Origin of the sequence: Oceanobacillus sp. FSL K6-0251, from assembly GCF_038004725.1 — a bacterium.
Lineage (GTDB): Bacteria > Bacillota > Bacilli > Bacillales > Amphibacillaceae > Oceanobacillus > Oceanobacillus oncorhynchi.
Genome location: NZ_JBBORS010000001.1, coordinates 2,707,596 through 2,729,440, shown reverse-complemented (window position 1 = coordinate 2,729,440; position 21,845 = coordinate 2,707,596). Strand labels below are relative to the sequence as shown.

General features: G+C 39.6%; 20 protein-coding genes and 1 riboswitch. Of the genes, 12 read left to right on the top strand and 8 right to left on the bottom strand.

The window, feature by feature from the left end; genetic code table 11:
* The first annotated feature begins 58 nt into the window (after positions 1-58).
* From MKY45_RS13710 to MKY45_RS13700, 3 genes are all read left to right on the top strand, one after another.
* On the top strand, positions 59-961 hold the full coding sequence (locus MKY45_RS13710) for a hydroxymethylglutaryl-CoA lyase (protein ID WP_256704779.1): 903 nt from the start codon (positions 59-61) through the stop codon (positions 959-961).
* Between the two features lie 199 nt (positions 962-1,160).
* Positions 1,161-1,730, top strand: coding sequence for a helix-turn-helix domain-containing protein (locus MKY45_RS13705; RefSeq protein WP_042536301.1), 570 nt, complete (start codon positions 1,161-1,163; stop codon positions 1,728-1,730).
* Positions 1,731-1,794: 64 nt separating this feature from the next.
* Positions 1,795-2,253 (top strand): HIT family protein, encoded by a 459-nt coding sequence (locus MKY45_RS13700; RefSeq protein ID WP_341173021.1) that lies wholly within the window; start codon positions 1,795-1,797, stop codon positions 2,251-2,253.
* A gap of 131 nt (positions 2,254-2,384) precedes the next feature.
* Here the strand turns inward: MKY45_RS13700 and MKY45_RS13695 are convergent, their stop codons facing one another.
* The 5 genes from MKY45_RS13695 to MKY45_RS13675 all read right to left on the bottom strand — a co-directional run bounded on the left by MKY45_RS13695 (position 2,385) and on the right by MKY45_RS13675 (position 7,377).
* A complete protein-coding gene (locus tag MKY45_RS13695; RefSeq protein ID WP_341173020.1) occupies positions 2,385-2,696 on the bottom strand; it encodes a hypothetical protein in 312 nt (103 codons plus the stop codon).
* Positions 2,697-2,788: 92 nt separating this feature from the next.
* Positions 2,789-4,330 carry a flotillin family protein gene (locus MKY45_RS13690; RefSeq protein WP_042534557.1) on the bottom strand — a complete coding sequence of 514 codons (1,542 nt, stop codon included), beginning with the start codon at positions 4,328-4,330 and terminating at the stop codon, positions 2,789-2,791.
* Positions 4,331-4,472: 142 nt separating this feature from the next.
* A complete protein-coding gene (locus MKY45_RS13685; RefSeq protein WP_042534555.1) occupies positions 4,473-5,000 on the bottom strand; it encodes an NfeD family protein in 528 nt (175 codons plus the stop codon).
* 178 nt (positions 5,001-5,178) lie between these two features.
* Positions 5,179-5,358, bottom strand: a complete 180-nt coding sequence (locus MKY45_RS13680; RefSeq protein WP_042534554.1) for an aspartyl-phosphate phosphatase Spo0E family protein — start codon at positions 5,356-5,358, stop codon at positions 5,179-5,181.
* A gap of 657 nt (positions 5,359-6,015) precedes the next feature.
* Positions 6,016-7,377 (bottom strand): sigma-54 interaction domain-containing protein, encoded by a 1,362-nt coding sequence (locus MKY45_RS13675; RefSeq protein WP_193064830.1) that lies wholly within the window; start codon positions 7,375-7,377, stop codon positions 6,016-6,018.
* Between the two features lie 244 nt (positions 7,378-7,621).
* Here MKY45_RS13675 and pruA point away from each other — a divergent pair, with 244 nt between their 5' ends.
* From pruA to MKY45_RS13655, 4 genes are all read left to right on the top strand, one after another.
* Complete coding sequence (pruA, locus tag MKY45_RS13670) at positions 7,622-9,169, top strand: L-glutamate gamma-semialdehyde dehydrogenase (RefSeq protein WP_042534550.1); 1,548 nt, start codon at positions 7,622-7,624, stop codon at positions 9,167-9,169.
* A 103-nt stretch (positions 9,170-9,272) separates the two neighbouring features.
* Positions 9,273-10,283: a proline dehydrogenase family protein gene (locus MKY45_RS13665; RefSeq protein WP_042534548.1), complete on the top strand. Its 1,011-nt coding sequence runs from the start codon at positions 9,273-9,275 to the stop codon at positions 10,281-10,283.
* 288 nt (positions 10,284-10,571) lie between these two features.
* Positions 10,572-12,059: a sodium/proline symporter PutP gene (gene putP, locus MKY45_RS13660; protein ID WP_341173019.1), complete on the top strand. Its 1,488-nt coding sequence runs from the start codon at positions 10,572-10,574 to the stop codon at positions 12,057-12,059.
* A gap of 334 nt (positions 12,060-12,393) precedes the next feature.
* The gene (locus MKY45_RS13655; protein ID WP_042534545.1) at positions 12,394-13,428 is read left to right on the top strand and encodes a lactonase family protein; all 1,035 of its coding nucleotides are present in this window, start codon (positions 12,394-12,396) and stop codon (positions 13,426-13,428) included.
* A 68-nt stretch (positions 13,429-13,496) separates the two neighbouring features.
* Here the strand turns inward: MKY45_RS13655 and htpX are convergent, their stop codons facing one another.
* Positions 13,497-14,402 (bottom strand): protease HtpX, encoded by a 906-nt coding sequence (gene htpX / locus MKY45_RS13650; protein WP_042534543.1) that lies wholly within the window; start codon positions 14,400-14,402, stop codon positions 13,497-13,499.
* Positions 14,403-14,581: 179 nt separating this feature from the next.
* Between htpX and MKY45_RS13645 the strand changes: the two genes are divergently transcribed.
* Both MKY45_RS13645 and tatA read left to right on the top strand, forming a co-directional pair.
* Positions 14,582-16,204 carry a M20/M25/M40 family metallo-hydrolase gene (locus MKY45_RS13645; protein WP_193064827.1) on the top strand — a complete coding sequence of 541 codons (1,623 nt, stop codon included), beginning with the start codon at positions 14,582-14,584 and terminating at the stop codon, positions 16,202-16,204.
* Positions 16,205-16,275: 71 nt separating this feature from the next.
* Positions 16,276-16,491, top strand: a complete 216-nt coding sequence (gene tatA, locus MKY45_RS13640) for a twin-arginine translocase TatA/TatE family subunit (protein WP_042534539.1) — start codon at positions 16,276-16,278, stop codon at positions 16,489-16,491.
* Positions 16,492-16,683: 192 nt separating this feature from the next.
* On the opposite strand, the gene MKY45_RS13635 is transcribed toward tatA, so the two are convergent.
* Positions 16,684-16,779: a YjcZ family sporulation protein gene (locus MKY45_RS13635; RefSeq protein ID WP_084612984.1), complete on the bottom strand. Its 96-nt coding sequence runs from the start codon at positions 16,777-16,779 to the stop codon at positions 16,684-16,686.
* Between the two features lie 136 nt (positions 16,780-16,915).
* Here MKY45_RS13635 and dacB point away from each other — a divergent pair, with 136 nt between their 5' ends.
* Positions 16,916-18,280, top strand: a complete 1,365-nt coding sequence (dacB, locus tag MKY45_RS13630) for a D-alanyl-D-alanine carboxypeptidase/D-alanyl-D-alanine endopeptidase (protein ID WP_289584826.1) — start codon at positions 16,916-16,918, stop codon at positions 18,278-18,280.
* 322 nt (positions 18,281-18,602) lie between these two features.
* The gene (spx, locus tag MKY45_RS13625) at positions 18,603-19,010 is read left to right on the top strand and encodes a transcriptional regulator Spx (RefSeq protein ID WP_042534537.1); all 408 of its coding nucleotides are present in this window, start codon (positions 18,603-18,605) and stop codon (positions 19,008-19,010) included.
* Positions 19,011-19,180: 170 nt separating this feature from the next.
* Here the strand turns inward: spx and MKY45_RS13620 are convergent, their stop codons facing one another.
* A complete protein-coding gene (locus MKY45_RS13620) occupies positions 19,181-20,287 on the bottom strand; it encodes a methionine biosynthesis PLP-dependent protein (protein WP_341173018.1) in 1,107 nt (368 codons plus the stop codon).
* A gap of 149 nt (positions 20,288-20,436) precedes the next feature.
* Positions 20,437-20,541, bottom strand: a riboswitch (SAM riboswitch).
* Positions 20,542-20,850: 309 nt separating this feature from the next.
* On the opposite strand from MKY45_RS13620, the gene MKY45_RS13615 reads away from it, so the two are divergent.
* Positions 20,851-21,753 carry a hypothetical protein gene (locus MKY45_RS13615; protein WP_193064825.1) on the top strand — a complete coding sequence of 301 codons (903 nt, stop codon included), beginning with the start codon at positions 20,851-20,853 and terminating at the stop codon, positions 21,751-21,753.
* Positions 21,754-21,845: the final 92 nt, after the last annotated feature.

The following is a 21,845-nucleotide window of genomic DNA, read 5'->3' as shown; positions in this document are numbered from 1 at the left end:
ACAATCGAGGTATATTTTCATAGCTTGAATTGAAAACGCATACAAAGGAGGGGTATGAATGTGTGGATTACCAAGCAATGTTTATTTAAAGGAAGTCGGACCAAGAGACGGTCTGCAGAACGAGCAGAAATGGATTTCTACAGAGGATAAGGTTGCATGGATTAATATGCTTTCCAAAACCGGCGTCTCGGAAATTGAGTATTCATCCTTTGTTCATCCAAAAATGATTCCTGCACTGAAGGATGCAAGGGAGGTAGGCAAACGGATCAACCGTGAAAAAGGGGTCGTCTATTCTGCTTTAGTACCGAATATGAAAGGGCTGGAGCACGCTTTAGAGGCTGGTATTGACGGTGCCTCCGTGTTTATGTCGGCGAGTGAGACGCATAACCTCAAAAATATTAATAAACGAATTCCAGAGACATATCCGATATTAACTGAGGTTATCAAAGAAGCTAAAAATGCCGGGAAAATAGTAACAGGCTATGTTTCTACGGTATTTGATTGTCCATACGAGGGACGGATTGCAGTAGAGGATGTGCTCAGTGTATGTGACCAATTAATTGAGAGCGGAGTGGACTATCTTTCCCTTGGTGATACCATTGGAACAGCTGTGCCGACGCAAGTGGAGAAATTGCTCAAAGGTCTTTTTCCTTATTTTCCAAAAGATAAACTGATACTACATTTTCATGATACGAGAGGAATGGCAATAGCTAATATCATGACGGCGCTTCACATGGGAATTACCCGTTTCGACAGTACCATCGGCGGCCTGGGCGGTTGTCCTTATGCACCGGGAGCTGCAGGTAATGTTGCTACCAATGATGTGCTGTATTTGTTAAACGGGCTGGGAATTGAGACAGGAATAAATGAGAAACGTATTCAGGAAGCAAGTATATATATTCAAAATAAGCTTGGAAAAACATTGCCGAGCAGATCGGTAGCTTATTTGAAAAATGCATGAAGATAAAACAAACAGCGGAAAAGTCTTGTCGAGCAAGTGATGGCAAGGCTTTTTGGTATGTTGCTAAGTATCGTTTCCCGTAAATGATATTCGAGAATAGATTGACTCTATTGGTTTGTCTGGATTATGATTAAATATACTATAAGAGGATGTTCAAGAAATATAATAGAACACGAATGACTATTTGGCAAAGGAAGGAATGAGCAGCATCGAATTACATAAAATTGGAGAGAAAATTAAGTATGCAAGACGCCGGGAAGATAAAACACAGCAAGAAATTGCGGACGCTTCCAATATCTCTAAAAGTCTGTTATCTAAAATTGAAAATGGACAGACTGCCTCCGCAATAGCGACGTTATCCCGAATTTGTGACGCTTTACATATACAGCTGTCATGGGTGCTGGATGATAAAGAAGAGCAGGATATTGTTATCCAAAAGAAGAGTAACCGCCCGCAAAAAGTAGGGGATGAAAGCATGGGGTATTCCTATGAAATTCTTGCTAACCGCTCCCAATATAGCGGGATTGAACCGACGATTGTCCATGTTACTCCAAAGTCTCTGAATTTGCGTGATGAAAAAACGTATACGCATTCACAGGACGAATTTATCTATATATTGGAAGGGGAAATTGAATTATTATATGATGGGAAAAAGCAGCTGCTCCAAACAGGCGACAGTGCTTATTTCGCAGGGTCCAAACCACATTTATTTCTCCCGGTAGATGAACAGGAGGCAAGGGTGTTGACCTGTTTTATTGACAGAGTCTGAATAAGGAAAGGAAACATAGGTCTAATTAATCAATATAACGTTTTTTATACTGGGAGGCAGAAGAATGAATTCACCTGAATGCCCTTTTTGTTATCCTTCTTTAATAAAAAATCAGCAAATCATATTGGAAAATGAAAAAGCAATGTTTTTACAATTAGAGGAAGCAAAGGAACCAGGGAGATCACTCGAAGGAGCTGGAGTGATTGTGACCAAAGCACATCGAGTCTATCCATTTGACTTAACAGATGGAGAATGGCTGGCAATAAAAGATCTTTTACAGCGAGCCAAAAATCTGATTGATGAAAAGCATGTGCCTTCCGGATATAACATTGGCTGGAACAGCGGGGAGGCAGCTGGTCAGTATATTATGCATGCGCATCTGCATGTATTGCCGCGCTATGAAGATGAACAGATGAGAGGAAAGGGCATACGTTATCTGTTTAAGCATGCATTAAATAGACGGCAGGGGAAGAAAGACATTAATCTGGCTGCCGCCAGAAAAAGGCTGCATAATAAAAAATAGAAAGTAAACAAAAATCTCTGCTCATTTTAAAATGAACAGAGATTTTTATCTTTTGCTGCATTTGATTTCTGGTTTTATAACAATAAAGCTGTTCCTAAATACCTCTGGTTATGATTGGACATATTATTGGGCTATGGAGCAAAGTCCATTTGGCCGGTAATTAATAAGATAAATACGATTATCCAAAATATAAAGAAAGAAGAGGAAAGCATAAAAGATATAATCGGAATGGTATTTTTTTCTGTTTTCTTTCCTAATCCAATAATTGATAATATGATACCTGCTGCTGTAAGAAAAAATGTGATATAATCACCAGCTAAGTTTCCTATGTTAGCTATCCTTGTAGGGGTTATGAAAACGATGAAAAAGCAGATAACACCTATGATAAAAGCAAAATAGCTAATAAGGCCATGTTTTTTCAGCCTATCAGGTTCATTTTTCAAATTAACACCTCTTTATTCAAAGTAAAGCATGATACATCCGGATAGTCAGAGAAACAACTTTATTGCCGTGCCGCAACTATTGCTGTCTTACATTAGTTATCATTATTTTCTTCGCTTGTTTTCGCTGCAGCTACTTCTGATGCCGCTGGTGCAGGAGTTTCTTTCGATTGCGGTTTAGCATTGCCTTTCGATGCACCTGCCAGTAATTCCTTAATATCGATTCCAGAGGTTTCTTTTAGATTTTCCTGCAATGTACTGATTAAGTTGGTTGCATAGCTGGAAACTTTGTTTGCTCCGCCATTAGCGCCATTGCTTCCTGTATCGACTACTGTAATCTTATCAATATTGGATAATGGGCTTGCAACTTGTTTTGCATAATCTGGAAGCATTTTGATAACCATATCAAGAATAGCTGCTTCTCCATATTGTTCAAAGGCTTGAGCGACTTTTTCTTTCGCTTCTGCTTCCGCAAGACCTTTCAAGCGGATAACCTCTGCTTCTGATTCCCCTTGTGCACGTTCTGCATCTGCTTTCGCAAGACCGTCAACACGGATTTTTTCAGCTTCTGCACGAGCTGCTGTTTCAATACGATATTGGTTCGCATCTGCGGTAGCCATTTCTCTTGCTTTTTCAGCAATTGCAGATTGCTCCACGGAATATCTGTCCGCATCTGCTTTTTTCTTAACTTCTGAATCATATTGCTTCTCACGACGCAAAATTTCTTTTTCTTCCAATTCAATTTGCTTTTGACGCTCGATGATTTTAATTTGCATTTCTTGTTCCGTAACTTCCTGTTTGGAACGGGCTGTTTCAAAATCATAAGCTTGGTCCGCGCGTGCTTTTGCAGTATCCTGTTCACGACGGTATTCAGATGTTTTTAATTGATTTTCTTTTTCTGATTCTGCAATCTCGGTTGCCCGTTGCAATTCTGCACGTTTTGCATCTTTTGCTGCTTCCGCACGCTTGATTCTCGTTTCTTTCTCTGCTTCAGCTGTAGCGATATCTGCATCACGTTTTACTTGTGCAATACGGGGCTTACCAAGTGATTCTAAGTATCCATTTGTATCTCTTACATCTTTAATCGTAAAGGATACGATAACTAATCCCATCTTAGCTAAGTCGTTAGAAGCAACCCGCTGTACTTCCTGAGAAAACTTGTCACGGTTTTTATAGATTTCTTCAACCGTCATCGAACCAAGGATGGAACGTAGATGACCTTCCAGTACTTCTTTCGCTTCCAGCTCCCGGTCCTGTTTAGATTTTCCAAGGAATTGTTCTGCTGCTGTAGCAATTTCACTGATTGATCCGCCTATTTTAAAAATTGCTGTACCATCTGCTAAAACAGGAACACCTTGTTCTGTGTAAACTTCTGGAGTAGTTACCTCCAATTTACTAGATAAAAGACTAAGTGGTTCTGCTTGTTGAAAGACAGGAACGACGAATGTTCCGCCGCCGCGAATAATTTTAATTTTATTTCCGGCTTCATCTACGTGAACATTCTTTCCACCTAAATAACTTCCTGTAACAATGAGCGCTTCATCGGGACCGGCTGTACGGTACTTGGTTACAAATAGACCAAGCAGTGCCAAAAGAAGCGCGGCTGCTACAATAATAACAATCCACAATTCTGACATGATTTTCCTCCTCTAAGTTTTATTTTTCCGGCTGCCGGCCCCTGCGGGTAAGAGGGGAGCAGCCGGAAATACTTCACTAACATTCTCTCTATTTAAAAAGGAATGAAGCTTCAGTATATGTGAAAAGCTAATCTTTAATTAGCTAATCCAACGATTGATAGGGGCTGACATAGAAAACACCATCTTTAATTTCGATAATTAAAACACGCTCATCCTGAGAGATTGCTTCATTATCATAGCTGACAGCCGGTTTTGAGATAACTCCGCTTTTCCATTGCACCATTACTTCTCCATAACCATCTATCGGAATAGATACAATCGCAGTCCCTACACTGCCAATGAGAGCATCTTCTGAATATCCCCATGATTGTTCAGCTGATCGGATTGGAACAAGAACAAATAAATGCAGGAGAGTTACAAAAATGATACTTGATATAGAAGCAATAATTAGAATGACTAGACTTGACCAGTCCATGAACCATTCGAGAATATATCCCATGGCAGATAAAAAAATGAAAAAGGAAAGAACGAGCACCGGATGCAGGAAAGGGATGGATTCAAAAATGCCATCCAATAAATCTCCAAATAATAAAACAACAACGGTTAAAATTGCTGCTATAATCAGTATCCATAAATATAAATCTTGTATAGCGTAACCAAATAAAGTCAATATGTACCCTCCCTTTTTCCTTGTCTTACTTATATGTACGTTTATTGTTACAGTTTGGTTTCAATTTTTTGGAGAAAACGATGCGTTTTATATTATTATAATAAAACAGAGGCTCTTTTATGAAAAGAGCCTCTTTCCCTATTTAATAGTGTATTGGTTTTGTTTGTACGTTTTTATGTTAAGTATCTAAAAGAACTAGCTGATTCATTAACTCATCTAATTCTTGGCTGCAGTTAACGGTTTCTTTGGCTCCCAAGCCATTCTTTTGTGCTTGTTGTAACATTTCACTTCTTTTTTGAACAATTGATAGTACAATGGCCTCCCTGTTGTACTCATCAATCTTTACTTCTTCTTTCATATCCTTTACGATGCACCTTTCTTAGTAATATTTGGCTGCGATGAATAATGTAATAAAAGCTTATTATTAAAGTACCAAAAGAATTATCGCAAAAAGAGAAAAAAAATGAAATGCTTTCGACAAAACTAGTGGTTTTTCTTTCTCATTTTTTTAAAAAATGGTCTGAGAGTCTTACTCATAAAATAGTAGTTTAGTGATTTTACTGAATAATCGGGCATCATTATTTTCCTTTTCCTTTAAAATATATCAATACAGGCCATTATCTAGCTGGTTGTAGAGGAAGGTTTCTGTTTAATTAGCAGTGCACGAGTGTATTCCTCGGAAATATGCATTAATATTTGATTTTTCGATATATTTAGTAAAAATATGATGTTGTTCTAAAGAAGAGTGCGGTGCACTCTTACAAAGATAGTCTCCTTATTTCACAGCGAGGAGGGGAACCGTTTTTTGCAAGCACGGTAGCTATAAGGCTAACATGCATTTTTCTAAAGCTTGACTTGTTGATTAAGTAATGTTTTGCTTTTTAACCAATTAAATAAAGAGAGAAAAAAACTCTCTTTTTATTTAACTGTCTTTGATTTCATCAAAAACGACATCTGTCTGCGGATATTTTCAGATCTGGAAACAGTTTTAAACGTTAATGAAAAAGAAGGTATATCAAATGTCGAGATGGTATTTTTTAATTTTTTGATATAAGGTAACACGAGATACACCAAGCTGTTTAGCTGCCTTTGATTTATTGCCGTTACATAATTCCAATGCTTGTTCAATTGATATTTTCTCCAAATTTTCCTTCTCCAGCGGCAGTGTTTCCGTATGTGGCAAGGGAGGATTTGAAAAGGAGACCGGGAGAAAGCTTAATACATCCTGTCTGGTTAAGGTTGTTCCCTCATGCAGGATAATGATTCTTTCCATCAGGTTTCTGATTTCTCTTATATTCCCAGGCCAATGATATTGCTGCAGGGCTTCCATTGTTTCGTCAGGTATCTCTGGAATAGAAGTCTGATACTTCGCAGCAAATTGCTTTAAAAATGTTTTTGCCAGAATGCTGATATCTTTTTTTCTATCACGCAGAGGAGGCATGGTCAATTGAATAACATTTAATCGGTAAAATAGATCCGATCTGAATTTATTCTCTTGCATCAGCTTTTCTAAATCCTGATTTGTTGCAGCTACAAAGCGGACATCAATTTGTTTTCCGCCTGAGTCGCCGATACGGTAAATACGGTTTTCCTGCAGAACACGCAAAAGCTTTACCTGCATATCTAAGGGAAGCTCACCTACTTCATCTAAAAAGACTGTGCCGCCATCAGCCATTTCGATTTTCCCTGCTTTCCCTCCTTTTTCTGCACCGGTAAAGGAGCCGCTCTCATAGCCAAATAACTCACTTTCAAACAACGCCTGCGGGATGGCGCCGCAATTGACAGGAATAAAAGGGGCATTCTTTCTTTTGCTGGCATCATGAATCGCCCGGGCACATACCTCTTTCCCTGTACCGCTTTCTCCAAGAATCAAGGTGGTTGCATCGGTTCCGGCAGTTTTACTGGCGAGCCGGATCATTTGGTGGAGTGCCTGACTGTCTCCTTTTAATTTAGCAAAGGGAGAGCTGGAAGAGGCGGGAGTCATTTTTTGCTTTAGCTCCTGCAGCTCTTGGGAGGTGCTTTCTAAATTATCGTTCAGCTTCACGATGTGGGTAATATCCCGTTCAATCGAAATCACACCGATTAAAGTATTTTCCTGATTAAAGACAGGGGAGGAATTGACCACAACATGCTTATCTTTCCTTGGTCTGTGATAAGCATTTTTAACAGGCTCTTTTGTGTTTAAAACCTTCATCACCATCAGGTCATCATGCGAAAAAAAGTTTGTGATAGGCTGATTGATAATTTGTTCTTTATCGATTTGATAGGTTTGTTCGGCAGCATGGTTCCAATAGATTACTTTTTGTTCCGTGTTTACAATGGTAATGGCGTCATCTTCAGATTGTAATAATTCCTCAAAGAAAAAAAGTTCATTCATAAACTCACCTCGTAAGTGTAAAGTAATCTGTAAACCGTCTATACAATATGTGTAATTTTCCTTTACACTATTGTAAAGGTGATTTGCAATAAAAGGCAATAGAAAATCATAAAATAATGAAATCGCTTCCATTATTCGCAAGCTTTTATCAGGTGTTTTTATTAATAATGATAATACTGGCATGTTTTTTGCATATAGATTGATAGGAAAACAGAATTAAATTATCTACTAGGAGGTATGTTACATGGTGCAGCCATTTACACATGAACCATTTACAAATTTTAAGAAAGAAGAGAATAGAAAAGAGCTGGAGGGAGCATTACGTTCTGTTCGCGCGGAGCTGGGTAAAGATTATCCGCTGGTTATCAACGGAGAAAAAGTTTACACAGAGGATAAACTGGTATCCATTAACTCAGCTAATAAGGAAGAAGTGGTTGGAAACGTATCAAAAGCAACAAAGGACCATGTTGAACAGGCTTTTCAGGCAGCAGTAGAAGCTTATGAAACCTGGAGAAAAGTACCTGTGGAAGACCGTGCGCATGTTTTATTCCGTGCGGCCGCTATTGTCCGCCGCCGTAAGCATAAATTTTCTGCTTGGCTGATTCAGGATGCCGGCAAGCCTTGGGATCAGGCGGATGGCGATATTGCAGAGGGCATTGACTTTTTAGAATATTATGGGCGCCAGATGCTGGAGCTTGATCAGGGAAAACATGTAGAAGACCGTATTACGGAAAATAATAAATATTTTTATAAAGCAATGGGTCCCGGCGTTGTTATCCCACCATGGAATTTTGCATTTGCTATTGTGTGCGGAACGGTTGCTGCTCCGATTGTTGCTGGAAATCCGGTCTTATTGAAGCCTTCTGAAAATACACCAGTGATTGCATATAAGCTTGTAGAAGTATTAGAAGAAGCTGGTCTGCCTAAGGGCGTATTAAATTTTGTGCCGGGTGATCCAAAGGAAATTGGCGATTATCTGGTAGACCACAAAGATACACATTTTATTAACTTTACCGGTTCACGAGCGACTGGTGTCCGTATTTTTGAACGTGCAGCTAAAATACAAGATGGACAGCAGCATCTGAAGCGGGTTGTTGCAGAAATGGGCGGGAAGGACACAATTATTGTTGATGAAACAGCTGATTTAGATTTGGCTGCTGAGTCAATTGTTCATTCTGCATTCGGATTCTCCGGGCAAAAATGCTCTGCATGCTCCCGTGCAATCATCCATGAGGATGTCTACGATGAAGTTATCAGGAAATCAGTTGAAATTGCCAAAACATTAACTGTCGGCAATCCATCCGAAGAAAATGTGTATATGGCTTCGGTCATTAACCAGACACAATTTGATAAAATCAAAAACTATATTGAAATTGGCAAGGAAGAAGGAGAGCTTGTTTTCGGTGGAGAAACAGATGACTCTAAAGGCTTCTTTATCTATCCAACTATTTTCAAGGATCTGAACCCTAAAGCACGTATCATGCAAGAGGAAATCTTTGGACCTGTCGTTGCGTTTGCAAAGGCAAAAGACTTTGATGAGCTGTTAGAGATTGCAAACAATACGGAATATGGGTTAACAGGAGCGGTTATTTCTACAAATCGCGCTCATTTAGAACGTGCCCGGGAGGATTTCCATGTCGGCAACCTGTATTTTAACCGCGGCTGTACAGCAGCAATTGTCGGTTACCAGCCGTTTGGCGGGTTTAAAATGTCAGGAACTGATTCAAAGGCAGGAGGTCCGGATTACCTGCAGCATTTCTTAGAGGCTAAAATTGTGTCAGAACAATTTTAATAGATAGCAGCTTGCCTGTGAACAGAAGCAGAAATCGTTTTTTCTGTTCACAGGAAGCATTTAAAATGAAGAGCTTGTTTTGAAGATGGGGGGATATTGGGTTATGGCTAATTTAGCTAGAAATTTTTTTATAGGACTTTCCAATAATGACTTTTTAAATAAAAGCGCGAGAAAATTTGGAACGCGGTTTGGAGCAGAACGTTTCGTAGCCGGAACCGTTTTCGATGCCATTGTTCCTGTGATAAGAGAGTTGAATCAAAAACAGATATCTTGTACAATGGACCACCTCGGAGAGTTTGTAACAGATAGAAATGAAGCGGTGCATGCAAAAGAGAAAATCATAGCGATGCTCCGCCAAATCAAGGAAGAGCATTTGGATTGCCATATTTCTATCAAACTGACGCAGCTGGGGCTGGATATTGAAGAATCTTTTTGTATTGAAAATGTGGAGCAGATTCTAGACGTGGCTCATGCATGTGACATTTTTGTGAACATAGATATGGAGAAGTATATCCACTATGAGAAAACCCTGGAGATTCTGAAAAGTCTTCGAAAAAGCTATACCAATGTCGGTACTGTTATACAGACATACTTGCTTGATGCAGAGAAGGATTTAAGCGGTCTTGAAGATGTGCGTCTGCGCATCGTAAAGGGCGCCTATAAGGAAGACAGTACAGTTGCGTATTCCTCTAAAGAGGACATTGATAAGAATTTCCTGATGATAGCAAAGAAAAGGTTGCTTGGAAAAGCTTTTACATCTATCGCAACGCATGATCATCGTATCATTCAGGAATTAAAGGAGTTTATCGAGGAACATCATATTTCAAAAGATCGTTTTGAATTTCAAATGCTTTATGGTTTTCGAGTCGATATGCAGCATCAACTAGTAAAAGAGGGATTTCGATTCTGCACATACATCCCCTTTGGAGAGGATTGGTTCGGATATTTTATGCGCCGTTTGGCAGAGAGACCGCAGAACCTGAATCTTCTTATGAAAGATGTTTTTTATACTGAGGAGGATAAGCTGAAAAAGCAGCCGATTATTATTGGAACTGCAGCGTTAACATTGTTGCTTTTTTTGGGGAGACGGAGGAAGAAGGAGCAGAATAACTGATAACTTAAAAAGGGTTGTTTCTAATACCGTCTTTTTCAACGCCTGTCGCTAGAGATAGGATGATGATCAAAATACAAATTACAAGTTTTACACTTGTTATTATAAATTTTATCACGGAGAAGCGTCCGTAAAACTCCCGCCTCCAAATAAAGAGTAAACACAAATTTATTTAGGCGAGAGATCAGGTGAGCTAACTCCCTGAATTACTTAGGCTAATTCAGTGGGAGAAGAACCAAAATTCCCACTGAATGAAGTTTCGTTTTATTACTTACAAAGGGAGAGGGAAGGATGTCAGAAACAACCTATCAAGTTATGGCGATTGTCTTGTACTTTTTAGTGATGATTGCTATTGGTTTATATTCTTATCGTAAGACATCAAATTTAGATGACTATATGCTGGGCGGAAGAAGTCTGGGGCCTGTTACATCTGCACTGAGTGCCGGTGCTTCCGATATGTCGCAATGGCTGTTAATGGGACTTCCCGGCGCAATTTATGTATTTGGTCTGGCCGAGGGATGGATGGCCATCGGTCTGGCAGCCGGGGCTTGGGTAAACTGGCTGATTATTGCTCCGAGACTGCGGACCTATACCGAGGTATCAAATAACTCCATTACGATTCCGAGTTACTTAGACAGCCGCTTTAAAAACAATACGAAGGTATTACGCATCGCATCCGGTATTGTTATATTGCTTTATTTTACGTTTTATGTCTCTTCAGGGATGGTTGCAGGAGGCGTATTTTTTCAGAGCGCTTTTGATGTAAACTATCATACTGGCTTAATGACTGTAGCAGCGGTAACAATAATTTACACGCTTGTCGGCGGTTTTCTTGCAGTCAGTTTTACCGATGTAGTGCAGGGAACGATGATGTTTCTGGCGCTGATTCTGGTACCGGCATTGACCATCGTTTCGCTTGGAGGAGTTGGCGAAACAGTAACCATCGTCCAAGACGTCAATCCCGATATATTAAGCTTTTTTGCGGCTGCATCAGCAACGGGGGTAATTTCATCCTTAGCATGGGGATTGGGTTATTTTGGACAGCCGCATATTATCGTTCGTTTTATGGCAATCAAGTCGGTAAAAGAAACCACCTCTGCCCGCCGTATCGGCATCAGCTGGATGGTCATTTCATTAGTCGGTGCTGCCGCAACAGCGATATCCGGATTTGCATTCTTTCAAGCCAATCCAGAATTGACACTTGCCGATCCGGAGGCTGTATTTATTGTTTTAGGGCAATTATTATTTCATCCATTCATAGCCGGCCTTCTGCTGGCGGCAGTACTTGCCGCAATTATGAGTACGGTGTCTTCCCAGCTGCTGGTAACTTCTTCTGCGCTGGTGGAGGATATTTTCAAGGCTGTGTTTCATGCAGATGCAAAGGATAAAACCTATGTGAATTTGGGTAGACTGGCTGTTTTAGCTGTTTCACTTATTGCTATGATATTTGCCTGGCAGCAAAACGACACCATCTTAGGGCTTGTTTCCTTTGCCTGGGCAGGCTTTGGCGCTTCTTTTGGACCGGTCGTGCTGCTGTCTCTATTTTGGAGGAAAACAACAGGATCTGGGGCGCTTTGGGGGATGATTGTCGGTGCAGTCGTTGTATTTGCATGGGGCTACTCTCCATTGTCCGGATATTTATACGAAATAGTACCCGGGTTTATCCTGAGTACAGCAGTCATTATTTTAGTCAGCCTTAAAACGTATAAGCCTAACAAAGAAATTGAAGCGGAATTTAATGAAACCATGAGCAGGCTTCAAGAGCATAAGAATAAATAAGAAATAGGGCCGGGGTGTGTAACTCCGTCTCTTTTCTTATTACTCAATTTTCGCACACTAAAAAGTAATTTCATTTCCACAGAAACAGGAGTTGATCGTTCCTTCGCTAACCCCCTTGACAAAGAATAGAAGATGAAGTGTAAAGCACGGCTGTGGCGGACCGTTTGGCTTTCCGACGTACAAATGTTTTCGATGGGGTGAGCAAGCGCAGGCTGGAGGATAACCGTTTTAGCAGCAAATTGAATTTTTAAAATGCTTATGTATGTAACCTTTTTGTCGAAAATGATACAATGAACAAATGAAAGAATAGTTTTTGAAGGAAGGATGCATTCAAATGAGCAAATACTTTGGTTACGCAGGAACCTACACAAGAAAGACAAGCCAGGGAGTATATCGATTCACCCTGGATGCAGAAAAAGGACAGCTGTCTGCTTCAGAGGTAGCAGCAGAGCTTGGAAATCCAACATATCTTAATTTTAATGAAAATCAGAATTATTTATATGCTGTTGCGCAGGAAGATGATATGGGAGGGGTAAATGCTTTCCGTGTTGATAAAACGAGCGGTGAACTAACTCCGTTAAATGGTCAATTGGTAGAAGGGAACCCTCCATGTCATGTAGAGGCAGCAGAAAACCTGGTTGTAACAGGAAATTACCATAAGGGCGATATTGGTCTTCATTTTACAACTGACGATGGAGAAGTAGAGCAAGGGCAATTTACCAAGCATGAAGGAAACGGACCGCATGAAAGACAGGAAAAACCGCATGTTCATTTCACTGGATTTACTCCAGATAAGAAATTTATCGTTGTTGCAGATTTAGGAACAGATCGTTTAGTGACGTACAAGGTGGAAGATTCCTCATTACAGGAAGTGAGTACTTTTCATGCAAAGCCGGGAAGCGGACCAAGACATATTACGTTCCATCCGAATAAACCAATTGCTTATTTAATTACAGAGCTTTCTACAGAGGTGATTGTTTTAGATTACAATCAGGAGACAGGCGAATTTACGGAGAAACAGACGATTCTTGCGAAACCTGCTGACTTTGAAGAAACAAATGATGCGAGTGCGATTCATATCACTTCAGATGGAAAATTCCTTTATACAGGAAACCGTGGGCATAACAGTATTGCTTCATTCAAAGTAGATGAAAATAGCGGGGAGCTGACATTTCTTGAATTCACACCATCCGGTGGTGAATGGCCAAGAGATTTTGTATTGGATCCGACTGAAAACTTCCTTCTTGCTTCTAACCAGCATAGCGGAAATGTAGTATTGTATAAAAGAGATGCAGAAACAGGGAAATTAACGCAGACAGATCAGGTAATCGATGTTCCAGAAGTGGTTTGTGTGAAGTTTCTTTCCTAATTAGCTATAAAAAAACTTCCTTTTGCGGAGGAGTACGAAAACGCTCCGCAGAAGGAAGTTTTATTTTCTTAGCGCTGTTGTAATCTAGCAATTCGTTCATCCAGCGGCGGGTGAGAAGATAAAGCATTAAGGATACTGGATTTATTGCTGATTTTCATGGTTTGAATTGCTGTATCATTTGTGTGATCGTCTGCTTCTGCACGATTGATATAAGCTTTTAACGATTGTAGCGCATGTGTCATCTTATCACGGCCTGCTAAATCTGCACCGCCCCGGTCTGCGTGATATTCCCGATGTCTGGAATAAGCACTGACGACAAAGCTTCCTAAAATAGAAAATAAGATTTGGAAAATAATGATTGCAGCAAATTGAACAATCCATTGCAGCTCGGAACGCACAAATCTGGAAACGATCATTGCAGCGATCCGGGATAAGAAGACGACGAATGTATTGACGATTCCCTGTAATAAAGTCATTGTCACCATATCGCCATTTGCAACGTGAGCCACCTCATGTGCAATGACTCCTTCTACGGCATCATCATCCATACTGTCCAGCAGCCCTTGAGAAACAGCAACTAAAGAGCGTTTTTTACTTGGACCTGTTGCAAAAGCATTTACTTCATGTGACGGGTAAATACCAACCTCTGGTGTGTGTGAAAGTCCGGCAGCACGGGACAACCGTTCTACTTTTTCATAAACGTCACGCTCTTGCTGTGTAGTAATATTATTCGGATCAACTATTTTCACCTTCATCATGGTCTTAGCCATCCAACGGGACATTGCTAAAGAAATAAATGAACCGGTAAAACCTACAACAATACTGAATATCATGAGAGAAACATAATCAATTCCGCCATCTGAACGATAGCTTGGTCCAATATCAAATATACTTGTAAGGATGGACCAGACAATGACGATTGTCGTCATAACCAAAATATTTGTTAAAAGAAACAGTGTAATTCTTTTCCCCATACATAACCTCCTGATGAATTTTCTATACTATAAATCATATCATATTTTGCGGCTAAGACTGAACTGTTATCTAGCTGGCTATGGAAAATTATTTGGAAAGAGAATAACTGCTAATAATGTAAACGTGTTCAATTGCTGATATAATAGAAAGGAAGGTTAATAGAAAGGCGGGGGTTTTCGTGGAGGCATTTCAATGGAACAGTGCGGATGAATTACGTCAGCTCTTAAATGAGCTTGTGAGCTGGAAGAGTATCAGTCTTTCAGAAGGAGAAAAGCAATTTCCCAGAAAGCTATATGCAAAGCTTCAGGATTTAACTTATTTTCATGACCATCCTGCTTACTTAAAACTGCATGAGGCAGACCAGCGCCGGAAGCTTTTAACTGCTTTATATAAACATCCGGAAGCTACGCAGACGATTTGTTTGATCAGCCATTTTGATACGGTAAATACCGAGGAATATGGTTCACTTGAGCCGCTCGCAACACAGCCGGAGGAGCTTACGAAAGTATATCTGGAACAAAAGGATACATTTTCGAGAGAGATTCGTGCAGATATAGAATCAGGTGATTTCTTATTCGGGCGCGGCACAATGGATATGAAGATGGGGCTTGTGATGCATATGAGTCTGATTGAACAGGCCAGTATAGAGGAATGGCCAATTAACCTGCTTTTATTAACTGTGCCCGACGAAGAAGTGAATTCAGCAGGCATGCGTTATGCTATCCCTGTTCTGACGGAATTACAAAAACAGCATGATTTAACCTATACGTTATTTTTAAATAGTGAGCCGACATTTCGGCATGACCCAAAGGACAATACACACTATATTTACAGCGGGACAATCGGGAAAGTTTTAGCTGGAGCTTTATTCTACGGGAAGGAAACCCATGCAGGAGAACCATTGAGCGGAATGACATCTCCATTTATCTCTTCATTTTTAACAAGGGAGATGGAATGGAATCCCATTTTTCAGGAAACGGTACTCGGTGAAACCGCTCCGCTGCCGGTTACACTGCAGCAAACAGATTTGCGGCTGCGGTATTCCACTCAGACTCCGTACCGTTCTTCCGCTTTATACAATATTTTTCTTTTAGAACGGACAGCAGAAGAGGCTTTTGCTTTATTTGAACAGGTTGCCAAGACTGCTGCCGCACAATGTAATGAACGGTATAAAAAGATATGCAAGGATAATCAAGTGCAGCCGATTGGTCATGTAAAAGTAATTACTTATAAAGAGTTATTAGAGTATGCAGGGAATAAACTGGGCAGGGAATTTGTTGAAGATGTGAAAAAGGATATTCATTTTCATGATGACTATGATGACCGGGAAAAATCGCTTCGTATTACGGACAGCTTAATGATTCATTGTCAGGAGCTTGCGCCAGCCATGGTGATTTTATTTGCACCTCCTTATTATCCTGCTGTAAATTCCAGCGGTAACGGTTTTGTAGAATATTGTGTTGATTTTGTTGAAAAAGAAGCGAAAAACGAATTTCAATTAGATATCAAACGGAGTCATTTTTTAAATGGAATTTGTGATTTGAGTTATGTACATTATCAAGGCAGTGATACAGGCCTGCAGGTTTACGAGGAAAATACGCCGGTATGGGGGGATTCGTATGAATTGCCGTTTTCATTGATGCGTAAATTGGATGCACCTGTATTAAATGTAGGTCCGTTCGGACATGATGCACATAAACGCACAGAAAGGCTGCATGTTACCAATGCATTTGAGCAATTTCCATATTTAATGCGTCAGCTCATTCTGCAAATTTCACAAAAAGAAGGCAAATCGTTATAATTTTATGGGTGTAACCATTAAAAAATAGATCGAAATGATTTATAATGAAATCAGAATGGAGGTGTTGTTCCATGAGTCCAGCAAACATAGGTATTCCGGGTTTGATATTGATAGTTATCATTGCCTTAATTATTTTCGGTCCCAAAAAGCTTCCGGAAATCGGGAAAGCAGCCGGACAGACCTTACGGGAATTCAAAAATTCAGCAAATAATATAATGTCTGAGGAAGACAAAAAGAAAGAAATAAAAGAAGATAATGATGAGCCTGAAAAGGACCCGTCAAAATAAGAGGAACAAGGCGCCGATGTAGTTTTCCATCATGCGCCTTGTTTTTATATTACATATAAAAAATGCTTGTAAAGAGGTTGATGCATTATCTTTACAAGCGTTCATAATCACGATCTATTTTCTTAGCCAGCCGTACGTAAAGCTAATTAATTATAGGGAAGAGGAGGAAAAGATTTGTTTATCATGGCATCACTAGAATCCCCAATAAGAAGTACCTACAATAATCAATAAGATGAACAGGACTACCAGTAGAGCAAAACCTCCGCCAAATTCATTGTAATTACTCATTTTTTACACCCCCTGTATGTTTACTATATGAAATGATTTTATGTTTGAGAGGGTATTTGACTAGAAAAAAGGATTTTAACCTATAGATATCGAATTAGAAAATTAAGAACGTAATACATCATCCGAGGTGGAATCGATGCAAAAACTAAATAACTTTTTATTAAACAAATGTCACAACAAAGGAAGTGTTTCAGGAATAAGTGTGCGCTCCGGGACAAGCGGTGCAAGCTTGTTTAATTATTATGCATCAACACGGCTGCAGCCTGCTTCCAACTTGAAAATACTTACAGCAGTAGCGGCATTAAGGAAATTAGGTCCTGAATATACATTTCAAACCGAGCTTCATTTGGGGGGGAAAGTAGTGGAGGAAACCTGTCATGGTAATGTTTATTTGGTTGGAAAGGGAGACCCGACTTTACAAGAAAAGGATTATAAACAGTTTGTGGCTTCTTTAAAAGAGCGTGGGATCAAAAATATATCCGGAGACTTTATTCTTGATGACAGCTGGTACGATGATATCCGCTGGTCTGATGATTTAATTTGGGCTGATCAGCAATACGGGTATGGTTCAGAAGTATCTGCTTTAACACTTGCTCCAGATACAGATTATGATACGAATGCTATTAAATTAATCATTACCCCGGAAAAATTGCATACAACCCCAAAGATAGAAATCCTGCCGCATACGGAAGGAATTACGGTGACCAACGATGCTGTAACGACAGAAGAAGCAGATGAAGAAGCATTGATTGTAAGGCGGAATAATTCAGCAAATCACTTTTTTATATCAGGAAAAATCGGCAGGAAAGAAGGAAAGCAGGAAGTATATATGGCTATTAAACATATTGAAAATTATATCGCAGACACAATCCGGCAAATATTAAAAAAGGAAGGTATTGCGTTAGAAGGCCGGATAAAAAAAGGAAAGCTTCAGGGAGATGCAGCGTGTATTTACCATAAACAGTCACCGCCATTAACTGGCATTATTATTCCCTTTATGAAGCTTAGCAATAATGGGATTGGTGAGATGCTCACAAAAGAATTAGGGCGTAAAACATATGATGACGGTTCATGGGAATCGGGTCTGGCAGCAGTGAAAGAAGCTCTGGCTACCTATTCAATCAATCTGGATACAATCCAGTTAAAGGATGGTTCCGGAATTTCAGCAGCTAACTTTATTCCAGCCGAAGAACTGACGCGTTTACTGTACGAAATCCAGCAGGAAAAGTGGTTCCCTGAATTTTTAGCCAGTCTGCCGGCAGCTGGAGAAGCCGATAAAATGATTGGAGGCACTTTACGTGAACGTATGAAGGGACTGGATGTTCAGGCAAAAACAGGAACCATTGAAGGTGTCAGCACTCTTTCCGGTTATGTAACCAATGGAAAGGGAGAACGGCTTATCTTTTCCATCTTATTTAATCATTTATTAGATACGGATACAGGAAAAGAATTAGAAGATGAACTGGTTGCGATAATGGCGGAGATAGAAGAATGGTGTTGACCTTTGTCATTTGTTTTTTGGGGGGGTTCATTATTTGATTTAAGCTGTTATTAAACAGAAGTTTAAGGGCGTATTGTGGAATCGTGAAGCCGGGGAAGCATATTTATAGAGCGAAGGAATAATAGCAGCAAGCTTTATTTCGATGAATTAAGCTTCATTTCATGTTTTTTTTATGACCTTACCATAGTTTTACCACATTTCCATGCTAAAGTGAAACTAAGATAGAAAAAATGGAATGAAGAAGCAGAAATGTTTTACTTTCATTTCATCATAATCACTTTGAATCTTGTAATGAATATGTCAAATAATAAGGAGAATGAATATGACAGTGCATATTTACGGAGTATCTTGCTCATCTACAAGAAAAGCGAGACAATGGTTTCGCAAAAATGGAATTGCTTATAAGGAACGAAATATTTTACATCAACCATTGACAATTGACGAACTAAAGAATATTTTACAAATGACTGTGGAAGGCACGGATGAGATACTTTCAACCCGTTCTAAAATTTTTAAAGAATTGAATTTGAATGTAGAGGATTTGTCTCTGCAAACTTTATTGAAATTAATTCACAAATACCCAAGACTGCTGAAAAGTCCAATTTTGGTGGATGAAAAAAGATTCCAAGTTGGGTACCATGAGGAAGATATTCGTCAATTCTTACCTCGTAAAACGAGACAGCTGCAATGGTTACAATGGAAAGTGGATTTAGGTTTAATAAAAGGGTAACGAACCTTAAATGAACCTTAAATTATGGAAGCATACGATGAAATGGCTGTATGCTTCCATATGTTGAATGTTGAGCAAATTAAATAATATGTAAGGAAGAATATAATTTCATCTTTACTCTAAAAAAGAGGCAGCTTTAAAATGAGCTGCCTCTTTTTTGGGGTATTGTTTTAAATTTTACTGACAACCTGCAGCGCCTGCTCAATATCTGCTATTAAATCCTCCGCATCTTCAATTCCTACAGAGAAACGAAGAAGGTCATCACCGATTCCTCTGTTATCTCTTTCTTCCTCCGGCATATCGGCATGTGTTTGTGTTGTAGGATAGGTAATAAAGCTTTCTACACCGCCCAGACTTTCGGCAAATACAATTAAGTTGAGGTTAGCTAAGAAAGAACGCACCTGGTCGGCATCTTCTAAACAAAATGAAAGCATGCCGCCTTTATTTGGATAATAAACCTGTCCAATTGACGAGTGGTCTCGCAGGTAAGCAGCAATTTTTTGTGCGTTTTCCTCGTGACGCTGCATACGCAATGCAAGTGTTTTTAACCCGCGGACAAGCAGCCAGCTGTCTGAAGCAGATAATGTTGCTCCTGACGCATTATGCATTTCAAATAATTTTTCGGAAAGGTCAGGACTTTTGGTTACGACCAGACCGGCTAAAACATCATTATGGCCGCCGATATATTTTGTCGCACTATGCACTACAATATCCGCACCAAGCGTAATTGGCTGCTGGAGATAAGGTGTTAAAAATGTATTATCAACAATAAGCAGCAGGTTATGCTTTTTAGCCAGCTCCGCATACTTTTCAATATCCACCTCCTGAAGTAACGGGTTCGTCGGTGTTTCTAAAAAGATAGCCTTTGTATTTTCGTTAATACATCGTTCTGTTTCCGTGATATTTTGACAGACATCATAGGTCACGGAAATATTATAAGCTTTTTCAAAATGATTAAAAATACGGTAAGTTCCTCCGTAGATATCTTTTGTCGCGATAAGGTGATCGCCCATACGAAACAGGGAGGAGAGAACTAATTGAATAGCTGCCATTCCTGAGCTGCAGGCGAAAGCAGCATCTCCTTCTTCCAGCTTTGCGAAACCTTCCTCTAAAACAGATCTGGTCGGATTCTTGGTACGCGTATAATCATAACCTGTGGAATGGCCAATTTCCTGGTGCTGATAAGCTGTTGACATGTAAATAGGCGGATTTATAGCCCCTGTCCGTTCGTCCGTTTTATTACCTAACTGTACTAATGCTGTTTCTATTTTTCTCATTTTCCTTCAGCCTCCTCAATCCAGAAACATGAATTCGCTTATCTTTCGCGAATATGCTGTTTTCTTATGATTTTCCCATGTGAAATCAATAAAAAACCCTTCTTATTCCAGAGATGAGATAAGAAGGGTATGATATCGTGATGATACATATCTTATCTTTAAAGGGGAGTTCCCTTCTGGAATTAGCACCTTGCTAGAAGCAGCTGGTTGCTGAGACATCGTCGGGCCAGTCCCTCCGTCTCTCTGGATAAGAATTGGAATTTTATTAAATTATAATTACGTTAACTTTACAAGAGCGAGGAAAAAAAATCAAGTCTTGATTTTTTTAAAAATGAAAAAGCCGGCAACACTGGCTTAGAGGCTGTGTATAGAAAGAAGAAGCTTGAAAAAAACGAAAAGTATTTGAAAAGGACTCCGATGACGATTACAATGGTAGTGTAGTGAACGTATTGTTGAATGGTTATAAAATGGACAATTACTCTGAATGAGTTGGATATGTCTGATAATAAAAAGGGTGAAATAATAAATATCCGAATGAAACTATTTAAAAAGGAAGAAGATATATGCGCAAAAAAAAGCTATTATGGGTAAACATTTCTATGTTAGCAGGTTGTATTATCATCATTGGCATGGGGATTTATAAGGATAACCGCTCTGTAGAATATTCAATGGAAGTGAGTACAGAAGACGGAACTGGACAAACTGGAGAAAGCGTAGAGATTTTTACAACCTCCTGGAATAATCGGTTATTAGGAGACAATGAACAAATTTATCAAACAGCTAATTTAGATTATCGCAACATACTTCAGCAGGAAGACAATGAAATAGAAGTGCAGGAAGAGCGTACTGTGACTCAAGGTACCGAAACAGAGGAAGAAACATACACAAATCCAGAAACAGAGGTGCAGGAAGAAGATTATATAGCTTCTGAGGAAGCATCATCTAATCAAATAACAAATGATGAGCCAGCTGACAGTGAACAAAGCAGTAACGCTTCAAATAAGGAAAACGCAGCTGGTGAAAATAATGAGAATACAGAAAGCCGAGAATCAGAATCGAATAATACGCAACGTTCCACAGCTTCTGTACATCAGAATCAATCTGAAAAAAATAGCCGCTTTTCTGATTCCAATAATTCTGGAGCTGAAACTGAGGCGCCCGGCACAAATGACAGGAATGAAGAGAATTCAGAGAAAGAAGATTCAAAAGATAAATCGGATCAACCGCCGAAACAGCCGGAAGAGGAAGAAAATGGCAACGATGATAATGCAAACAACAAGGAACCCGATTCTGAAGATGTAGAGAGTGAAGAGCCGGAATCAGAGGAAGGAAATCCTGAAGAAGAAGAAAATAATGGAGAGCATGAGACTGAAGAAGAGGGAGAAAACTCAGACTCAGAAACAGATAAAGGTTCTGAAGAGCACAAAGGTTCTGAGGTCGATACTGCATCCATCTATGCTGATTAAATTACGAAAGAAAGCAGCTGTTTCATAATTAAATTAATAAGGTAAAATAAAACTGCGAATTTGCTGTAGCCTGGCGAATTTGCAGTTTTTTA